Genomic DNA, 19,798 nt, shown 5'->3' on the forward strand with positions numbered 1-19,798 from the left:
AAAAAGCATGATGAGTTATAAAGAAATTGTTGCCGTGTTGTTTTTTAGTTTGGTTACAATTCCTTTTTTTTCTCAAGAAAATATAGTCGTAGCCGATAGCATTGCGGAGGACGAAAAGAAACTGAATTTAAAGGTAGATATTGCCAGCCGATACCTTTGGCGTGGACAATGTTGGGGCGGCGATTATGTTGCGATTCAACCTTCCTTTGAATATGCCGTTACACCAAAACTGACACTGGGTTTTTGGGCTACTACCAATTTCAAAAGCGACTATTTTTATCCCGATGCTGTTTCGGCTTACAAAGGATATCAAGAGATTGATTTTTATTTGACTTATCAAATCAATGATTTTTTGCAATTCCAACTTTGGGATTATTATTGGCCATCGGTTAGTAGGGTAGAAGGTGTTGATAACGGATTTTTCAATTACGGAAGCGATGGTTCGAAAACGGTTGACGCGATGCTGTATTTAGATTTTTCGGAAGGTTATAAATATCCCTTCAACGCCACGATAAGTACTTTGGTAGCCGGAAATGACTTCCGATATGATAGCAATGGTGAAAATCCAAAACAAAATTTCACAACTTATCTTGAATTAGGCTACACTTTTGCTTTCTTTGAAAATGCAACTTCAAAAGTGTTACAAAATATTGAGATTTCGCCCGTTGTTGGTGCAGTTTTAAATAACAAAGCAGCATATTATACTTATGCCGATTATGATAAAGTTTCTTTCACAAATATAGGTGTAACTGCTTCTAAAGAATTTGATTTAGGCCACGGTATTTCGATGCCAATTGCTTTGAATTACACACACAATGGCGCTTCAAAAAACACTGAGCTTTTCGGGAAAAATTTCTGGGTAATAACGCTAAGTTTTAGTTACTGAACTGGTTCACCATAAAGGTCAAACTCAGTAGCATCAATGATTTTTACATTGACAAATTCTCCGGTTTTAACGTAGAAATTCGCAGCGTCAATCAACACTTCGTTGTCTACATCAGGACTGTCAAATTCAGTTCTTCCGATGAAATACTGACCTTCTTTTCGGTCAATAATACATTTGAAAGTTTGCCCGATTTTTTCTTGGTTTAAGTCCCAAGAAATTTGCGATTGTAAATCCATTATTTCCATAGCACGCGCTTGCTTTACTTCATCCGGAACATCATCTTCCAAGGAATAAGCATGCGTATTTTCTTCGTGAGAATATGCAAAACAACCCAATCTTTCAAATTTCATTTCTTGAACCCAATCTCTCATGATTTCAAAATCTTCCTGAGTTTCTCCCGGATAACCTACGATTAAAGTCGTTCTGATGGTCATTCCCGGAACAGCTTCTCGGAATTCTTTTAGCAATTTGGTGGTTTTTTCTTTTGTCGTTCCTCTTCGCATAGATTTCAAAATATTATCTGAAATGTGTTGCAACGGAATATCGATATAATTACAGATTTTTGGTTCGCGTTTCATCAAATCCAAAACATCCATTGGGAAACCGGTTGGGAAAGCATAGTGTAAACGAATCCATTCGATGCCTTCTACTTTTACTAAATTTTCAAGCAATTCAGCTAAGTTTCTTTTTTTGTATAAATCTAAACCGTAGTACGTTAAATCTTGAGCGATAAGAATCAATTCCTTTACGCCGTTTTTAGCCAAACCTTCAGCTTCTTTGACTAGTTTTTCAATGGATTGCGAAACGTGCTTGCCACGCATAATCGGAATGGCACAAAAGCTGCACGGTCTATCACAACCTTCAGCAATTTTTAAATAAGCATAGTTTTTTGGCGTGGTGGTTAAACGTTCGCCAAGTAACTCATGTTTGTAATCTGCACCTAAAGCTTTTAATAATAAGGGTAATTCTGTGGTGCCGAAATATTGGTCAACATTCGGAATTTCTTTCTCTAAATCGGGACGGTATCTTTCAGAAAGACAACCGGTAACAAAAACTTTGTCTACTAAGCCTCTTTCTTTTTTATCGGCATATTCAAGAATCGTATTTACTGATTCTGCTTTGGCATTATCAATAAAACCGCAGGTGTTAATCACCACAATGTTTCCTTCTTGTTCATGTGCTACCTCTTTGCCACTGGCTTTTAATTGCCCCATTAAAACCTCACTATCGTAAGTGTTTTTAGAACATCCAAGGGTAATGACATTGATTTTGTTTTTCTTTAAAGACTTAGTTCTCATAGATTTAATTCCGATTATTGGGAAAGCGTGCAAAATTACGGTTTTATTTCTAATTAGCCTGTTGACTTTCAAAAATAAAAAAACCATCTCGTTATTGAGATGGTTTGGGTTTGTAGTAGATGCGGATTAGAAATTCACAGAATAACTAACCGTTACATTATTGTTGTATCTGCTGATTCTCGCCGGATCTGTCATGCCCGAAGAGACAAAAGCTTGATTGCTATTTCTGTGGTCATAAGAGTAAGCTAAATCTAATCGGCTTTCGCCAAAATTATAACCAATTCCACCGGTATATCCGGTTAAGTCACCAAAAGCTTGGTCTACTTTATAAGGACTTTCTTCAAATCGATAGCCTGCTCTTAAACTCACTTGTTTGATTTTGAATTCGCCACCAACACGAACCTCAATAGCATTGTCTAACGCATTGTTCATAAAATTGTTGATGCCCATATAACTTGGATCGTTTTTAGGTTTTATTCTTGTAGCGCTGTAATCTTTGCTGGAAACATCAACACTTAATAATCCTTTTTTGCCAAAAATATATGCCAAACTGCCAGTCCATTTTCCGGGAGTTTGAACCGTGTAAGGTAAATACACTATAGGATCTTGAAATGAAAAAGGGAATTCATTACCGTCTTGATTGTTTAGACTACGTGTTCTAACTCCTTGTTGTAATTCGTCGGTTAATCTGAACCACGTTGGCGATTCATACGCGAGACCGATACGAACACTTTCTATAGGTTTTACAATTGCCCCTAAGTTGAATGAAAATCCGGAACCAGTTGTCCAAAGTCTGTTTTCAAAAAGAATTTCTGAAATGGTTGAACCGGTATCATAAAGCGGATTGTCATTGCTTTCATATACAGAAGACAACTTTTCAATGTTTACGAAATGGAAATTCAAATTTCCGCCAAGGAAAATAATATCTTTATAAGAAGCAGAAAAGTTACCGGATAGTTTACCATTATAACCAGTAGTAAAAACTTGGTTTTCTTGGTAATAGTTTCCACCAGTCGGAATGTTAGTGTAATAAGAATTGTTGTTAGGGACATTATTGGTCGGCTCAAAAATATAAGTGTCATAACCTAAATAAGCCTGTTGCTCATAAAAATTTAAATCATAATAACTGAAATCATTTAGCACACTAGTTGGAATGCCTTGAGCAATGTTTACAAAATAATTTCCTATAGAGTTATATGGATTGGTTCCTGCAGATAATACGCTATTGTTAAAGTTATTAGCGTTTTCATAATTTAAACCAATGGCAATTTTTTTCCAATCACTTTTGCTGTCAGCACCATTTTTAAAAATAAAAATAGCACCAGCTTGATTGATGTCTAGAGTACTATCCGTGTCATTGGTTGAAGTGCCAAAATAGCGAGATTTATTTTTGGCATTGTAAACAGAACCGGAAATCGTAGCAAAGTTATTGTTAAAAAAAATTGAACCTGCCGGATTAACATTAATGGCTGATAAATCACCACCAACGGCTCCAAAGGCACCACTCATCCCTCTGAATCTGGCAGTTCCGGTAAGATTGTCAACGGCTAGACGTATAACGTCATCCGGTGTGGTTTCTTGAGCTTGAACATTGGAAAATGACATTCCAATGCATAATAATAGTAAGTACTTTTTCATAGTATTTTTAATTTTTGTTCAAAAAAAACCTATGCAATAGTTTAACAAAGCATAGGTAAATAATAAATTAGTGAATTATCTTCTTCCGCCGCTGCCGGATCTTCCACCGCCGTAACTTCCGCCACCGCCTCCAGAGGAACGACCACCGCCATAGTTGCTTGGGCTTGAAGAACGTGTAGGGGCAGATTCAGTTCTCACATTTCCTCTTGGTTGAGAGGTGTTTGTGTTTGGTCTAGGTGAAGTGTTATTGTAATTTCTTGGAGTAGAAGAATTATTTCTCGTTGGAGTGGAATTAGAATTGTTTCGAGTAGGATTAAAGGTGGAATTCCTGGTATTGATAGAGTTGTTTCCTCTTACACCATAATTAGACGCATTTCTGACACCATATCTTGAATTGTTAGTTCTGTTTCCAACTCCAAATGAAGAGCCTCTTCTTCCTCCATTGTGATAGTGATAATAATTGTTGTAGTAACCACCATACCAATTGTTGTAACCATAATAGCCGCCATACCAAGGGCTATACCAACCGCCCCAGCCAACATTCCAACCCGGACCGTACCAATTGTTCCAACCCCAACCCCATGATGGCCCCCAGTTGCTCCAACCCCAGTAATTGCCGTACCAGTAATTGTTCCAGTAGCCGTAACCCCAGCTGTTGTCATAAACATTAACGGTTACTGACTGTGGGTTACTTCCCCAACTTGCGTTGTTGTTATAGTTTTGGGTATTGTTTGCTGTTGAGTCGTTACTTACAGAAGTATAGTTTTCAACATTTGTAAATGTTTCCGACTCTTTATTCAGGTCGCTAAAGTATTCTTGGTATTTATTGCTTTGAGAATTGTCATTTGACACAGTTTCTCGTCTCTTAGTTTCTGAACTTCCATAAACTCCATCAGAATCGTAATAAGAACTGTTTTGGTAGGAGCCACATGAGGTAATTGTAATTGCCACAATCCCTAAGAGGTAAAATAGGGGCAATCTTCGACTAAATAAATAATAAGTTTTCATATCTATAGCATTTTTATTGTTGGACTATACAAAAATAGTTAGTTTTGTCGAACTATTTAGTTAAAAAAAGTTAAACAATTTTTATGCCAAATTATTCAATATGAGTAAGAACCTAACAAAAAGAGAAGAAGATTATTCCAGATGGTATAACGAACTGGTCGTCAAAGCTGATTTAGCTGAGAATTCAGGGGTTAGAGGTTGTATGGTGATCAAACCATACGGCTATGCTATTTGGGAAAAAATGCAAGCAGAATTAGACAGAATGTTTAAAGAAACAGGTCATAGTAATGCCTATTTTCCTCTTTTTGTACCCAAAAGCATGTTTGAGGCTGAAGAAAAGAATGCAGAAGGTTTTGCCAAGGAATGTGCTATCGTAACACACTACCGATTAAAAAACGATCCTGATAAACCGGGGAAATTAATGGTTGATCCCAATGCTAAATTGGAAGAAGAACTAATTGTTCGTCCAACCAGTGAAGCCATTATTTGGTCTACATATAAAAATTGGGTTCAATCTTATAGAGATTTACCTTTGTTAATCAACCAATGGGCGAATGTCGTTCGTTGGGAAATGAGAACCAGATTATTCTTGAGAACTGCAGAGTTTTTATGGCAAGAAGGACATACTGCGCATGCCACCAAACTAGAAGCTATTGAAGAGTCTGAAAAGATGATGCATGTCTATGCGGATTTTGCTGAAAACTTTATGGCTATTCCGGTTATCAAAGGGTTAAAAACGGAAACTGAACGCTTTGCGGGTGCGGAAGAAACTTATTGTATAGAAGCTTTAATGCAAGACGGAAAAGCTTTGCAAGCGGGTACTTCCCATTTCTTAGGGCAAAATTTTGCCAAAGCTTTTGATGTAAAGTTTGCCAACCAAGAAGGAAAGCAAGAACATGTTTGGGGTACATCATGGGGTGTTTCTACGCGTTTGATGGGTGCGTTGGTTATGACACATTCCGATGACAATGGATTAGTGTTACCTCCAAATTTGGCTCCAATACAAGTGGTTATCGTTCCGATTTTCAAAACAGATGAAGAGTTTGATAATATCTCAGATGTTGCTAATGATTTGGTAGCTCAATTCAGAAAATTAGGCATTTCCGTGAAGTTTGACAATAGAACGACTCAAAAACCGGGTTTCAAATTTGCTGAATGGGAATTGAAAGGTGTGCCAGTGAGGATTGCTATTGGGCCAAAAGATTTAGAAAACGGAACTTTCGAAATTGCTCGACGTGATACTTTGACTAAAGAAGTAGTCGATAAAGAAGGTGCTGTCAATTATATTACGGACTTGTTGGAGCAAATTCAGAAAGATTTATTCAATCGTGCATTGGATTTTAGAAATACGCATATTACTGAAGTAAATTCTTTTGAAGAGTTTAAAGAAGTTTTAGAAAGCAAGACCGGTTTTATCTCTGCCCATTGGGACGGAACTCCGGAAACGGAAGAAAAAATCAAGGATTTGACCAAAGCAACCATACGTTGTATTCCTTTAGATCAAAAAAAGGAAGAAGGAACTTGTGTTTTTTCCGGAAGCAAATCCACTGGTAGAGTGCTCTTTGCAAAAGCATATTAATAAAAATCAGAAAAAAAATAGTTGCGCTCTTGTGTGATTGAAAAATAATTGTATTTTTGCAACCGCAATTTTAAGCAAAGTTGGCCCGTTCGTCTATCGGTTAGGACGCATGGTTTTCATCCATGTAAGAGGGGTTCGATTCCCCTACGGGCTACAATATTTAAGGCTTAATGGCCCGTTCGTCTATCGGTTAGGACGCATGGTTTTCATCCATGTAAGAGGGGTTCGATTCCCCTACGGGCTACAGATTAGTTGTAAATTAGTTTTATAGAACAAGAGTTCAGTGTCTCGAATTGTTGTTTTATTAGTTAAAACCAAAGTGATTATGTTTAATTGTGGGAGGTTTTTCTTTTTTAACTAAATATTTTATTATTAATTACAATTAAATTACAAGAAAATGGCAAATCACAAGTCAGCTTTAAAAAGAATCAGAAGCAACGAAAAGAAAAGAGTGTTGAACAGATACCAACACAAAACAACTCGTAACGCAATCAAAGCGTTAAGATTGGCTACAGATAAATCAGATGCTTCTGCTAAATTGTCTGCTGTTATTTCTATGATTGACAAATTGGCTAAGAAAAATATCATTCATGATAACAAAGCAGCTAATTTAAAATCTAAATTAACTAAACACGTTTCTAAGTTATAATCTAACTTATTGTAAGCTTATAAAAAAAAGTCCCGATAACTCGGGACTTTTTATTTTATATTAATCTGGAATCTAAAATCCGGGTTTTAAAATCTCGAGCATTTCTTTAGTTATAGGCTTTGAAAGAAAGTCAATCACCATAGGGTAACTTTTTGCTTTTACTACATCTTGAGGGTCAATTGTAGACGATAGCACAATAAACTTAGCTTCTTTAAATACATCCTGATAATCATTTTGAAGGTAGTTGTCTAAAAACTCCCAACCATTCATTATAGGCATGTTTAAGTCTAAAAATATCAATTTTGGATAGGATACGTTCACATCGAGTTTGTATTCCGGAGCCAATTTATTAAAGTAGTCAATGGCCTCTTCGCCGTTTTTGGCAGTCAGTACTTCATTGGCAAAAGCAACTCTTTCAATGACTTTTTTACAAAGCATCAAAGTTATGGCATCATCGTCTACACAAAGTATTTTTTCGAGCATTTGAAAGGATTAATTATTCTTAAATGTTATGGTAAAGGTTGTTCCTTTACCTACTGTGCTTATTACGTTTATTGTTCCGCCCATGGCTTCTACTTGTGATTTTACTAAATACAATCCCAATCCTTTACTGTCAGGGTGATCGTGGAATCTTTGGTACAAACCAAAAATTTTATCCTTATTTCTAACCAAATCAATTCCGATTCCATTGTCTTTAAACGTAAGGATTAAATCATCATCTACTACTTTTGAGGAGATGTTTACTCTTAATTGTTTGCCTTCGCTTCTGTATTTTATAGCGTTCGTCAGTAAATTTAAAAAAATACTTTCTAAATAAGATTTATTAATATTTAAAATAGTCACCTCTTCTAAATCTATTTTCAATATAGGCTTGTGCAATCCTATCAAAAAGCTCAATTGATTAAAGACATTTTCAAATATTTCCTTAATTAATACTTTCTCTTTTTGGATTGACGGATTGTCTTTGATAATAACAACTTTAACCAAATCATTGATAGTTTCATTTAATAAATGAGTAGACTTGGAGAAGCCGTCAATGATTTCTTTTAATTCCGGGTTTTCAATTGGCATGTCTTCCACCAAATTTAACAAACCGGTTAAATTAGATAAAGGTGCTCTTAGGTTGTGCGAAGTGATATAAGAGAATTGTTTTAAGTCTTTATTGTTTTGCGTTAATTCACGAATCAGTTGCTCTCTTTCTTTTACTTTGTTCTTTTCTTCAGTAACATCTCTTTGAATCGATATCCAGTGGGAGTGTTCCCCATCTTTGTTAGTTACCGGAATCATAGAAAAGTTAATCCAAAACTCTTCCCCATTTTTTTTATAGCTAATGGTTTCAATAAAACATTCTTTATAGTCTTGGATGGCTGTTTTTAGTCTGTCAAATTCTAAAATGTCAGATTTCGAACCAAAGAACATTACCGGAGATTTCCCAATCACTTCATTGGCTTTGTAGCCAGTCATATCGGTAAAAGCCGAATTGACAAAGATGATATTCGGAATTACTTCACTAGAAGTGTCGATATCCGTAATCATTACAGCATCTTTACTTTGTGTAATTACCGTTTCGAGCAATCTCAATCGTTGTTCTTCTTCTTTTTGTTTGGTAATATCCTGAATGGCTCCAATCATTCTGATAGGTTTGCCTTCTTTGTCTTTTACTAAAAAACCCCTGTCAAAAACATATCTATAAGTGCCATCCGCACATTGAAAACGGTATTCGTCTTGCCATTTCTCTGTTTTTTGTTCCAAAAAGGAATAGAGTTTTACAGACATCTTTAAACTGTCTTCGGGGTGAATTCTTTCAAACCACCATTTTGAAGTTTTGCCTATTTCTTCTTTTTTATACCCAAAAACCCCTTGAATTCCTTTATTCCATAAAAAACTATCATCTTCAATTTTCCAATCCCAAATGGTGTCACTCGTCGCTTTGGCAACGATATCATAACGTTCGTTGGATTCAATGATTTCATTATTGGTAATCTGTAGTTTCTCAAAAACAGATTTGTTGTTTTGGGAATTTTGATTGAGAATGACATTTAAAATGATTCCCGAGATAGCAATAAAAATAAAGTCCCGAATGTAAAAGTATATGGAGGAATCAGGAGAAGTTTTGATATAATCTAAAAAAAATTGATGACCGAGTACAGCCACCAGCATTAAAATAAGGACGTACGCTAATGTTATTTTAGTAGAATTATTTTTCATTACTCCAAATATATAGATTTTCAAATAAGTTTTAAAATTTAGCTAAAAACTTATTAAGTATTTTATAAACTTTATGCTCAATTTTAATAAAGTGTAAACTAATTTGTTATTGGTTTTTTATATAAAAATAAAGTGTACCTTTGCACCCACAAAAAAGCACACATGGAATCTATTAGAAACATTGCAATTATTGCTCACGTTGACCACGGAAAAACGACTTTGGTTGACAAAATTATGTATCACTGTCAGTTATTTCGCGAAAATGAGAACACAGGTGATTTAATTCTTGACAACAATGACTTAGAACGTGAAAGAGGAATTACGATTACTTCTAAGAACGTTTCGGTTGTATATAAAGGAACTAAAATCAACATTATTGATACTCCTGGTCACGCCGATTTTGGTGGAGAAGTAGAAAGAGTATTGAACATGGCTGACGGAGTTTGTCTTTTAGTAGATGCTTTCGAAGGACCAATGCCACAAACGCGTTTTGTGTTGCAAAAAGCCATCGACTTAGGATTAAAGCCTTGTGTGGTTATTAATAAAGTAGATAAAGAAAACTGTACTCCGGAAGAAGTACACGAAAAAGTATTCGACTTAATGTTCGAATTAGGCGCAGAAGAATGGCAGTTGGATTTTCCAACCGTTTATGGTTCAGCCAAAAATAACTGGATGTCTGACCACTGGGAAAACCAAACGTCAAACATCGAGCCTTTATTAGATATGGTTGTTGAGCATGTACCAGCGCCAAAAGTATCTGAAGGAACACCTCAAATGTTAATTACTTCGTTAGATTTCTCTGCTTTTACAGGACGTATTGCTATCGGTCGTTTAGAAAGAGGTATCTTAAAAGAAGGAATGCCCATTTCTTTGGTAAAAAGAGATGGTACTGTTACAAAATCTAGAATTAAAGAATTACATACTTTTGAAGGTCTTGGGCGTAAAAAAGTAACAGAAGTAATTGCCGGAGATATATGTGCTATTGTTGGTGTTGAAGGTTTTGAAATTGGTGATACTATTTCTGATTTTGAAAATCCAGAAGGGTTAGCTTCTATTGCTATCGATGAGCCAACAATGAGTATGTTGTTTACCATTAATGACTCTCCTTTCTTTGGTAAAGAAGGTAAGTTTGTAACATCACGTCACATTAGAGATCGTCTGACTAAAGAGTTAGAGAAAAACCTAGCGATGAAATTGGGTGAAACCGATTCAGCGGATAAATTTATGGTTTTTGGTCGTGGAGTACTTCACTTATCGGTTTTGATCGAAACCATGAGAAGAGAAGGGTATGAATTGCAAATTGGTCAACCACAAGTTATCATCAAAGAAATTGATGGTGTAAAATGTGAACCAATTGAGGAATTAACTATCGATTTACCAGAGCATTTATCAGGTAGAGCTGTTGAGTTCGTTACTATGCGTAAAGGTGAAATGCTGAGTATGGAAACTAAAGGGGAACGTATGATTGTTAAATTTAATATTCCATCTCGTGGAATTATTGGATTGCGTAATCAATTGCTTACTGCTACTGCTGGTGAGGCGATTATGGCACACCGTTTTATAGGATACGAACCTTTCAAAGGAGAAATTGCCGGACGTAACAAAGGTTCATTAATTTCTATGGAAAAAGGAAAAGCCATTCCGTATTCTATCGATAAATTACAAGATCGTGGTAAGTTTTTTGTTGAACCAAATGCCGAAATTTACGAAGGTCAGGTAATCGGAGAAAACTCACGTGGTGATGATATGAGTGTAAACGTAACTAAAGAGAAAAAACAATCTAACGTTCGTTCTTCTGGAAATGATGAAAAAGCCAGAATTATTCCACCGATTATTTTCTCATTGGAAGAAGCTTTAGAGTACATCCAAAAAGATGAATATGTTGAGGTAACACCTAAATCGATTCGTTTGAGAAAAATCTATTTGAATGAAAACGACAGAAAACGTTTTAAAATATAATGAATAGCGACATGATTTATCGTGTCGAATTTTAAAAAAGAAAAACCTTTCAGAAATGAAAGGTTTTTTTATGCTCAAAATTTCGGGTTCCAAAACTATTATTCAAAAAATAATACTTTTGTGTAAAGAAGACATTGCTTTTTTCAAATCTAAAAAATCGATATGCCAAAAATTAAACTCATTGGTAAACTACTTTTTGCTTTTACTTTTCTAGGCTTAACCAATGTCAATGCGCAATATGATGTTGATTCCTTAAAAACGATTATTGCCAATCCCAAACTTCATGATACGACTAAGTTGGCTACTCTTTCAATAGTAATTAATAATACTATAGAGGATAAAGAGTTGAAGCAGTATATTGATTTGTTGGGTGAAATTTCAAAAAAAAATCTGCAAAAAAAAATCAAAGACGAGGATTTGCATAGAAAGTATACCAGTTATTTGGCTTCCTATTACCATAGTCTAAGTGCACGCTACGAATTAGATAAAGAGCAACAATTAAAATATATTAACCAGTCAATACAATTGTACAATTCTATAAAAATGTACGATGAAGCCAGCTATGCACTGGTTAGTAAAGGCGTATTGTTGGATAGAAGAAACGAAAGTTTAAAAGCTATAGACTGTTATTATAAAGCATTAAAATATTTTGAATTTCAAAAAGACAAAAGTTACGAAGGGATTTCATATGTATATTCTAAGTTAGGCTATACGTTTGGGAAAATAAAAAATAACCCTATGTCAATAAAATATTTTAAAAAGGCAATCTACTTTATTGATAAAATTGCTACTGATAACCACATACAGTATCAAGAGCAAAAAAGTTTATTGTATATCAATATAGGCTCGGTGTATCTGGAAATGAAAGATTACAAAAATGCCGGTGCTAATTTTGATCTCGGAATTGAATTGTCGAAGAAAAACAATGGACATTTTAATACCAGTATAGCCTTGTCAAAGTTAGCGGTGATTGATATGCATTTTAACCGTTTAGACGAAGCAGAACAAAAACTCTTAAAGGCAAAATTATTGTCACCAAGTCCGGTGACGACATCTTATTCGTTGGTAAATTTGGGTAAAGTATATTTTAAAAAGAAAAACTATGAGGAAGCCCAAAAAAACCTTACAGAAGGATTAAAGTTAAGCAAATTTCTTAGAAATATTGATTTGCAACAGCAATCATACGAATTACTATACCAAATTAATAAGCTAAAAGGCAATTACAAAGAGTCGACAGCAATGCTCGAGTTATTCATTAAAATGTCGGACTCAACCAAAGAAGAAGGTGTTAAGAATGAGTTGAAGCAACAACAAATGAAACATGAGTATCAAAAGAAAGAGTTCCTTTATAAAATCGCTACAGAAAGAAAAAACGCCGTTAAAAACAATTGGCTCATAGGACTTGCAGCCGTTCTTTTAATACTACTTATAGCCTCTTATTTTTTATACCGAAACTACAAACAAAAGCAAGCCATTGCCCATTTTGAAAAGAACGAACTCAACCGGAAATTGTTGTTAAGTCAGATGAATCCCCATTTTATTTTTAATTCCATAGATAATATTCAGAGTCTGATTTACAACAAACAAGACGCAGCAGCCGTCAATTATTTAACCAAATTCTCCAAATTAACCCGACAGATTCTTGAAAATTCTAACGAAAGTTACATCACTTTAAGTGAAGAATTGGCTATGATTGACAACTATTTGGTGATTCAGCAACTGTTGTACAATAACAAATTCGATTTCCATATTAACGTTGATGATTCTATTGATACTGAGAACATTTTATTACCGCCGATGTTGACACAACCCTTCATAGAAAATGCCATCAAACACGGCTTAAAAAACACGACTGAGAAAGGTCAAATCAATATCAATTTTGAGTTTGCTAACGAAAAACTGTTTTTTGAGATACTCGATAATGGTGTCGGTTTTACAGCGAATGAAACCGTCAATAAAAAGTCATTGGCCATGAAAATCACCAAAGAACGACTCGTCAATATCTCTAAGAAAAGCAATTTTGAAGTCCAAATAGAAAACAGCGTCGACGACCAAAAAAGAGTTGTCGGTGCCAAAGTATTTTTTGAGATTCCTTATATTTACGATAATTAAATCCGCCTATGTTACGAGCTGTTGTTATTGATGATATTGATTCGATCCGAATAAAAAATATCGATATTATTAAATCGAATTGTCCCAATATTGCAATAATTGGTCAGGCGAATAGTGTAGAAAGCGGCGTGAGTTTGATAAAACAAATTGTTCCGGATATTGTTTTTCTTGACGTAGAAATGCCAGACGGAACCGGTTTTGATTTACTTCAAAAGCTAAAACCAATCAATTTTAAAGTCATTTTTATTACCGGTTATGAAGATTTTGCCATCAGGGCTTTTCGTTTTAGCGCCATTGATTATTTGCTAAAACCTTTGGATCCCAATGATTTAATTGAAGCGGTAAACAAAGCCGAAGAATCACTTAGCAAAGACGTATTGGAACTCAAATTAAACACTTTATTCTCCAATTTAGAACGTCCAAAAAACCTGCAAAAATTGGTTTTAAAAACCGCAGAGAAGATCTATTCGGTCAATATCCAAGACATCGTGAATTGTGAATCGGATAAAAATTACACCACTTTTTACTTTATCAATGCTCCAAAATTGGTCGTTTCTACCACTTTAAAAGAATACGAAACGCTACTCAAACCGTTTCATTTTTTCAGAGCGCATCAGTCGCATTTAATCAACATGCTTTATTTTGATCACTTCATCAAAACTGATGGTGGCAATACCATTGTGATGAAAAACAAAAACAAAATTCCACTCGCCATCCGTAAAAAAGAAGAATTTTTGGCACTGATTGACACCCTTTAGTCTTATCGCTTAAAACGAATTTCACCACATAGTCTGCAAACTTTCACGTACGACTACCGAATGTTCATTTGCCAAATTTGAGGATTTTTTAAGTTTTACTTTTGATTTGTAAATCGTAAAGAATTAATAACCAACTAAATTAGAAACAAATGAAAAAGATAGTTTTACTACTCGCAATTTTAATCGGTCATTCTGTAAGTGCTCAAATAAAAGTAAAAGTAAACGATAAATTGGTCACAGAAGGCACTTCGTTCAAAGCTGAAGACATCTCAAAAATGGAACTGGCTTTCGATAAACCCAAAAAACTAAGTTACTATGGACTAGGCCGACTTTATTTTTGGGTAGAAATTCTGAAAGAAAGTGGCAACTCGTATGAAGATTACCGCATTGCTGTTGATGGCGCTAATGCTATAGAAGCGTTTCTTATGGATGTAAACGATTTTAAAACATTTTATGCCGATGGTAAAGTTTCTTTTAACTTTAAAATCAGAAGTTCGAGTAAACAATTAAGCCTTCCTGAACTTTTTTTACTAGCCGGTCGTTGGGCTGACCAAAAAACACTTAAAATTAGAGTTTCGTTATTCTTTAGAGATAAGGTTGGATATGAAAAATATGGAGATGCGGTTGAATTGGTAAAACCACTTACCATCAATGTTGACAATGCTTATTTCTATGCACAAGGGCAAAAAGAAAAAGAGGCTGAAAAAGTAGCAGCCGATACTAAGAAAGCTGAAGACGTCAAGAAAGCCGAAGAACAAAAGAAAGCAGCCGAAGAAGAAGAGAAAAAAGGCAAAGGCAAAAAAGTGCTCAAGAAAGTATTGGGCTGGTAATTTTAACCATTTAAAACTAGAAATATGAAGAAAACAATCTTAGTGATTACAGCAACAACGGCATTATTTTTTGCCTCATGCGCCGACAAAACAAACAAGACAGAAGGCGAAGCGACATCAGTCGAAAGCACTCAAGCTGAACCTGAGAAAGCTGCCGAACCTGAAGAAGCCACCATCGTAGGCACTTGGAAACTGTCTGATATCGATTTAGGAATGGAAGCGCCAAAAGGCAAAGAGCAAGCCTTAGAAGACATGAAAAAGAAAATGATTGCCGAAACCGTGTATACTTTCAATGCAGACGGAACGATGACTTTCAAAAACCCAATGGTTCCGGAAACGCCGGCAACTTATACACAGGAAGATTCTAAAATTATTATTACAGACAATAAAACCAAAAAAGCGGAAACCATCAGTGTAGAAGAATTAACGGCTGAAAAACTGGTTTTGTCCAGCGAACAAGGCGGTAGAAAAGCTGTAATGACTTTTTCAAAATAAGTAAAAGGTTTAATTCAATTCAAAACCATCGGCGCAAGTTGGTGGTTTTTTTATTATACAAAGCAGGCAAAAAATAACTTTCATAACCTAAATAATAGTAATTGATGATTAACTTATTTTAGCAATGGATGCCATTTGGATTGTTTCTTAATGACTAATAAAGAAATGCCATAGCGATGAAAGACAAAAAATTAGTTCCGTTTTGACATCCACAAAAAAAAGAGTTTTGGAACTAATTGACACTCTTTAGTCTTATCGCTTAAAACGAATTTCCCGCAATAGTCTGCAAACTTTCATGTAAGGATATCGAATGTTCATTTACCTTATGGTGCTTTTTTTTAATCTTTAGTTTTATGGTCTGTATTATAATACAACATTTAAAACTGAATAAAAATGAAAGCGATTATTATCCATCATCTTCACCAAAAAATTGCAATAGTCTTAATTGCTAGTGCTCTTTTTTTTTCAACAACAATTTTAGGACAGTGTACTAATGGAACGGGAACTGTTTCAGCCTTTACACCCAATTACTCGGGGAATATTGAAACCATTCAAAGTATTAGTGCGGGTCACTTTGCCAAGGTAAATATACTACCCAATAAGTATTATACTTTTGTGTCTTCTCTTCAAAATCAACAATCCAATGGTTATACAGGCTTTATTACCATTACTAATGAAGACGGTTCTTTGGTTTTAGCGAATGGTTATGGGAGTTCACCTCTATTTTGGCAATCCAATTCAGATACAGGTGTTATTCGATATTATATTCACGGTTCTTCTAATTGTACTACTTCAGTGGCACAATATAATTATTCTATTGTAAGTTATAATTCTCTTTGTTCCGCGCCAACAAATTTGACTACCACTAATATCACTAACAGCAGTGCGACTCTAAATTGGACACCACCTGCTTCGCCTCCCGGAAATGGTTATCAATATTATATCAGTCAGGACAGTACTCCGCCGCTTAATACCGATTCAACACCTCCAACAGGTTACTCATTAACTAATAGTAAAGTTATTAATAACCTCAATCAAAATACCACTTACCGTTGGTGGGTTCGATCTAGTTGCGGAACCCAAAATAGTATTTGGGTATATTATGGTGCTTTTACTACCGCTGCAACCATTTGTAACCAACCTTCTAATTTGTCAATAAGTGCCATAACAGGAAATTCTGCATTATTGTCATGGACAGCTCCTTCACCAACTCCTTCGGATGGCTATCAATATTATTTTAATACTACCGGCACCACACCAATCACTCAATTTGATACTGATAATACTAGTGTTACCTTGAATAACTTGCAACCTAGTACGACCTATTATTATTGGGTAAAGTCTGTTTGCGGTTTTAATATATTTAGTCCTTGGCTTTTTGGAGGCTCTTTTACTACTTTGAACGGACAGTTTTGTAATGTTGCAGAGTATGGATTATATCCTTCCGCGACATTTACACCTACTTGTACAGGAACAGCAGAAAATATTGCTATTGATGCCTACTCGGGCGAATATAGTAATGTGGCCATTAATGCTAATACTAATTATACTTTCTCAAGTTCTGTTGCTACCGATTATATTACATTGACGAGTCAAGATGGAAGCACACTCTTAACAAATGGAACAACACCTTTGTCGTGGAATTCAGGAACCAACTCAGGAATTATACGTTATTATTTTCATAAAAGCGTTGCTTGTGATAGCGAAAACATTGAACGAACCCGTTCTATAACTTGTAACAGTACAGCAAGTTGTCTTCCGCCTTCTAATTTATCGAGTTTTAATGTAGGTAGTTCAACTGCCTCTATCAGTTGGACCGCAGCTGTATCCAATCCATCATTATACGATGTTTATTTCAGCACTTCAAATACTGCTCCTAATGCGGCAACAATACCCAACGGAAGTATAGGTACAACGGCAGCAACCTTAAGTAGTTTATCCGTATCAACTACTTATTATTTTTGGGTAAGGTCTAACTGTAATCCATTGGTTAGCTCATGGGTTTCCGGCGGAAGTTTTACGACAACGGCTACTCCTTGTAACGTGCCTTCCAATATTACAAAGACAAATATTACGAGTAGTGCAGCTCAAATTAATTGGACGGCTGCATCGCCAACACCAAGCAATGGTTATCAGTTTTACTATAGTACCATTAATACAGCACCAATAGTTTCAACAACACCATCAGGAAATGCTACAGCTAATAGTACGAATCTCTCTGGCTTAGTTGCTGCAACAACCTATTACATTTGGTTGCGTTCCAATTGTGGTGCATCACAAAGTGTTTGGGTTTCCGGAGGTAGCTTTACCACACTTGCAGCTACTTGCAATCCGCCATCAAGTTTGACCAGTAGCGGAATTACAAGTAGTACGGCACAAATTAGTTGGACAGCAGCATCGCCAGCTCCAACGCAATACGATGTTTATTTTAGTACTTCAAATACAACTCCCACTGCAGCAACAACTCCGGTTGGAAGCATAACCGGCGTAGCTGCTAATATAATTGACTTAACGGCCGGCACAACCTATTATTTTTGGGTACGTTCCAATTGTGGTTCATCAAACAGCGCATGGGTTTATGGAGGTAGTTTCACTACAATAGCTCAAGGCGCTTGTATTGATGCCTTATACGGACAATATCCAGAACAACAATTCACTCCAAATTGCACCGGAAGTTTTCAAACGATTGTTACAGACGCTTATGCCGGAGAATTCTCTTTTGTAGATGTTTATCCTAACAGAACCTATACTTTTAGCAGTTCGGTTGCAACAGATTTTATCACCATTGGTGATGGAAATCAAACAATGGTTTACACGAGCGGAATCACACCACTGACCTGGAATTCGGGATCTGTTACTGACGTGGTTAGGTTTTATCTGCATACAAACTCAAGCTGTGGTTCTCAAAATGTAAATAGAATAAGATCAGTGAAATGTTCGAACACTTTAGAGGTAGAGGATAATCAAATGGAAAGCTTGTTGTTGTTTCCCAATCCAACCACAAACTTACTACATGTTACTTATAGTACTATAATTGATAGTGTGTTTATCTATAACATTTTAGGTCAATTGGTTGCAAAACAAAACATTCAAGCTAAGACAGGAATCATCAATTTATCGGAAGTCTCTGCAGGTACTTATTTTGTTAAAGTGTTATCCGGTGAGAATTTAAAAACCCTCAAAGTCATCAAAGAATAACAATAATTTCTATAAACCAAAAGAAAACCCTTTCAGTCTCGAAGCTTCGGGAGAGAGGGGTTTTTATTTACTTCATCAGTTCGCTTTGCTCGTGTGGAGCTATTTCCCGCTTTCCGCGCTACATGGTAGCCAGCTGCAATCGGGGCTAGGGTTTAGTGTTAAGTCACAATTTTTAGTCCACATTTTCACTCACAGCTTTAAAAAATCTGTATAAATCAGTCTAATCTGTGTCATCCGTGTTCCCAAAAAGAAGTCAGGCAATTTTCTATTTCCTCAACAAGAACTCCAACGGAATAGGCAATCGTTCTGCCCAAGCTTCTTCTGAATGATTTTTTCCTGGAAAGAATTTGGTCAGCCAGTTGTCAGAGGTAAATCCTTTTTCAATCATAACAGCATCTGCTTTCTCTTGCAACGGCGGATACAAAGCATCTAATGTCTGGTCGCCATAATCAAAGTAAATTCTGTTCGTTTTAGGATTCGGTAGATTTTTTCTCAAGTAAGTATAAAAAGCCTCCGGAATCGGATTGTTTTCTACGGCAAAAATCCCGGGCCAATGGGTTGAAATACAAGCTGCCGCACCAAAAACATCGGGATATTCACAAATTGCATACATCGAAATCAAACCGCCCATACTTGAACCGGCAATGAACGTATTGTCTTTATCTGTTAAGGTAGAAAAATTGAGGTCAATAAAAGGTTTCAATTCTGTCACCAAAAATTTCAAATACAAATCGGAGTAAGGTTTGAAAACCGCTTTAGTTCTTCCTGCTTTTTGCAATTGAGCTGTGATAGTATCTCTTTGCACTGGTGTCAAACTTTCGTAAGGCTTTTGCGGAAAGTATTCCGGATGTCTTTTCTCGGGGATATTCCAAATCCCAACAACAATGAATTTCTTGACTTTGCTTTCTGCATTTAATTTGCCCGCAACTTCATCTACTTCCCAAGCTTGCTGGTTCCAAGTGGTTTCGGCGTCAAACAACATTTGACCGTCGTGCATATACAGTACAGCGTACTTTTCGTTCTCTGAATAATCATTGGGCAACCAAACATCCACATTTCGATCGTCCATAAATTGGGATTTGAAACTTTCAAACCGTTGTACTTTTCCTTTGGATACTTTGATGTTTTGCGCATTGGTAACCAAGCTTAAGAGTATAAAAAATAAGAAGGTCAATTTCAT

General features: G+C 35.7%; 15 protein-coding genes and 2 tRNA genes. 11 read left to right on the forward strand and 6 right to left on the reverse strand.

Features of this window, described 5'->3' with window-relative positions; translation table 11 throughout:
- Positions 1–7: 7 nt before the first annotated feature.
- The gene (locus C8C84_RS07995) at positions 8–886 is read left to right on the forward strand and encodes a TorF family putative porin (RefSeq protein WP_147406826.1); all 879 of its coding nucleotides are present in this window, start codon (positions 8–10) and stop codon (positions 884–886) included.
- Here the strand turns inward: C8C84_RS07995 and rimO are convergent.
- From rimO to C8C84_RS08010, 3 genes are all read right to left on the reverse strand, one after another.
- Complete coding sequence (rimO, locus tag C8C84_RS08000; RefSeq protein ID WP_121313032.1) at positions 880–2,184, reverse strand: 30S ribosomal protein S12 methylthiotransferase RimO; 1,305 nt, start codon at positions 2,182–2,184, stop codon at positions 880–882. The two genes, C8C84_RS07995 and rimO, sit on opposite strands and share 7 nt — an antisense overlap.
- A gap of 126 nt (positions 2,185–2,310) precedes the next feature.
- On the reverse strand, positions 2,311–3,822 hold the full coding sequence (locus tag C8C84_RS08005) for an OmpP1/FadL family transporter (protein ID WP_121313033.1): 1,512 nt from the start codon (positions 3,820–3,822) through the stop codon (positions 2,311–2,313).
- 75 nt (positions 3,823–3,897) lie between these two features.
- The gene (locus C8C84_RS08010) at positions 3,898–4,830 is read right to left on the reverse strand and encodes a hypothetical protein (protein ID WP_121313034.1); all 933 of its coding nucleotides are present in this window, start codon (positions 4,828–4,830) and stop codon (positions 3,898–3,900) included.
- 100 nt (positions 4,831–4,930) lie between these two features.
- Between C8C84_RS08010 and proS the strand changes: the two genes are divergently transcribed.
- From proS to rpsT, 4 genes are all read left to right on the forward strand, one after another.
- Entirely contained in the window at positions 4,931–6,409 is a 1,479-nt protein-coding gene (proS, locus tag C8C84_RS08015; RefSeq protein WP_121313035.1) for a proline--tRNA ligase, read from the forward strand.
- 82 nt (positions 6,410–6,491) lie between these two features.
- Positions 6,492–6,563: transfer RNA gene (locus C8C84_RS08020), tRNA-Glu, on the forward strand.
- Between the two features lie 18 nt (positions 6,564–6,581).
- A tRNA-Glu gene (locus C8C84_RS08025) sits at positions 6,582–6,653 on the forward strand.
- Between the two features lie 153 nt (positions 6,654–6,806).
- Complete coding sequence (gene rpsT / locus C8C84_RS08030; RefSeq protein WP_121313036.1) at positions 6,807–7,058, forward strand: 30S ribosomal protein S20; 252 nt, start codon at positions 6,807–6,809, stop codon at positions 7,056–7,058.
- Positions 7,059–7,130: 72 nt separating this feature from the next.
- Here rpsT and C8C84_RS08035 read toward each other — a convergent pair whose 3' ends face one another.
- Both C8C84_RS08035 and C8C84_RS08040 read right to left on the reverse strand, forming a co-directional pair.
- Entirely contained in the window at positions 7,131–7,541 is a 411-nt protein-coding gene (locus C8C84_RS08035; RefSeq protein WP_121313037.1) for a response regulator, read from the reverse strand.
- A 9-nt stretch (positions 7,542–7,550) separates the two neighbouring features.
- Positions 7,551–9,266 carry a PAS domain S-box protein gene (locus C8C84_RS08040; RefSeq protein WP_121313038.1) on the reverse strand — a complete coding sequence of 572 codons (1,716 nt, stop codon included), beginning with the start codon at positions 9,264–9,266 and terminating at the stop codon, positions 7,551–7,553.
- A 162-nt stretch (positions 9,267–9,428) separates the two neighbouring features.
- Here C8C84_RS08040 and typA point away from each other — a divergent pair, with 162 nt between their 5' ends.
- The 6 genes from typA (at position 9,429) to C8C84_RS08070 (ending at position 18,618) form a co-directional block, all read left to right on the forward strand.
- Positions 9,429–11,225: a translational GTPase TypA gene (gene typA / locus C8C84_RS08045; protein ID WP_121313039.1), complete on the forward strand. Its 1,797-nt coding sequence runs from the start codon at positions 9,429–9,431 to the stop codon at positions 11,223–11,225.
- Positions 11,226–11,387: 162 nt separating this feature from the next.
- Positions 11,388–13,337: a histidine kinase gene (locus C8C84_RS08050; RefSeq protein ID WP_121313040.1), complete on the forward strand. Its 1,950-nt coding sequence runs from the start codon at positions 11,388–11,390 to the stop codon at positions 13,335–13,337.
- 8 nt (positions 13,338–13,345) lie between these two features.
- Entirely contained in the window at positions 13,346–14,095 is a 750-nt protein-coding gene (locus C8C84_RS08055; protein ID WP_121313041.1) for a LytTR family DNA-binding domain-containing protein, read from the forward strand.
- A 149-nt stretch (positions 14,096–14,244) separates the two neighbouring features.
- A complete protein-coding gene (locus C8C84_RS08060) occupies positions 14,245–14,925 on the forward strand; it encodes a hypothetical protein (RefSeq protein WP_121313042.1) in 681 nt (226 codons plus the stop codon).
- Between the two features lie 24 nt (positions 14,926–14,949).
- Positions 14,950–15,420: a lipocalin family protein gene (locus C8C84_RS08065; protein WP_121313043.1), complete on the forward strand. Its 471-nt coding sequence runs from the start codon at positions 14,950–14,952 to the stop codon at positions 15,418–15,420.
- Positions 15,421–15,813: 393 nt separating this feature from the next.
- Positions 15,814–18,618: a fibronectin type III domain-containing protein gene (locus C8C84_RS08070; RefSeq protein ID WP_121313044.1), complete on the forward strand. Its 2,805-nt coding sequence runs from the start codon at positions 15,814–15,816 to the stop codon at positions 18,616–18,618.
- 265 nt (positions 18,619–18,883) lie between these two features.
- On the opposite strand, the gene C8C84_RS08075 is transcribed toward C8C84_RS08070, so the two are convergent.
- Positions 18,884–19,798 (reverse strand): alpha/beta hydrolase, encoded by a 915-nt coding sequence (locus C8C84_RS08075; RefSeq protein ID WP_121313045.1) that lies wholly within the window; start codon positions 19,796–19,798, stop codon positions 18,884–18,886.

The sequence above is a fragment of the Flavobacterium sp. 102 genome (genome assembly GCF_003634615.1).
In the GTDB taxonomy this organism is placed as follows: Bacteria; Bacteroidota; Bacteroidia; order Flavobacteriales; family Flavobacteriaceae; genus Flavobacterium.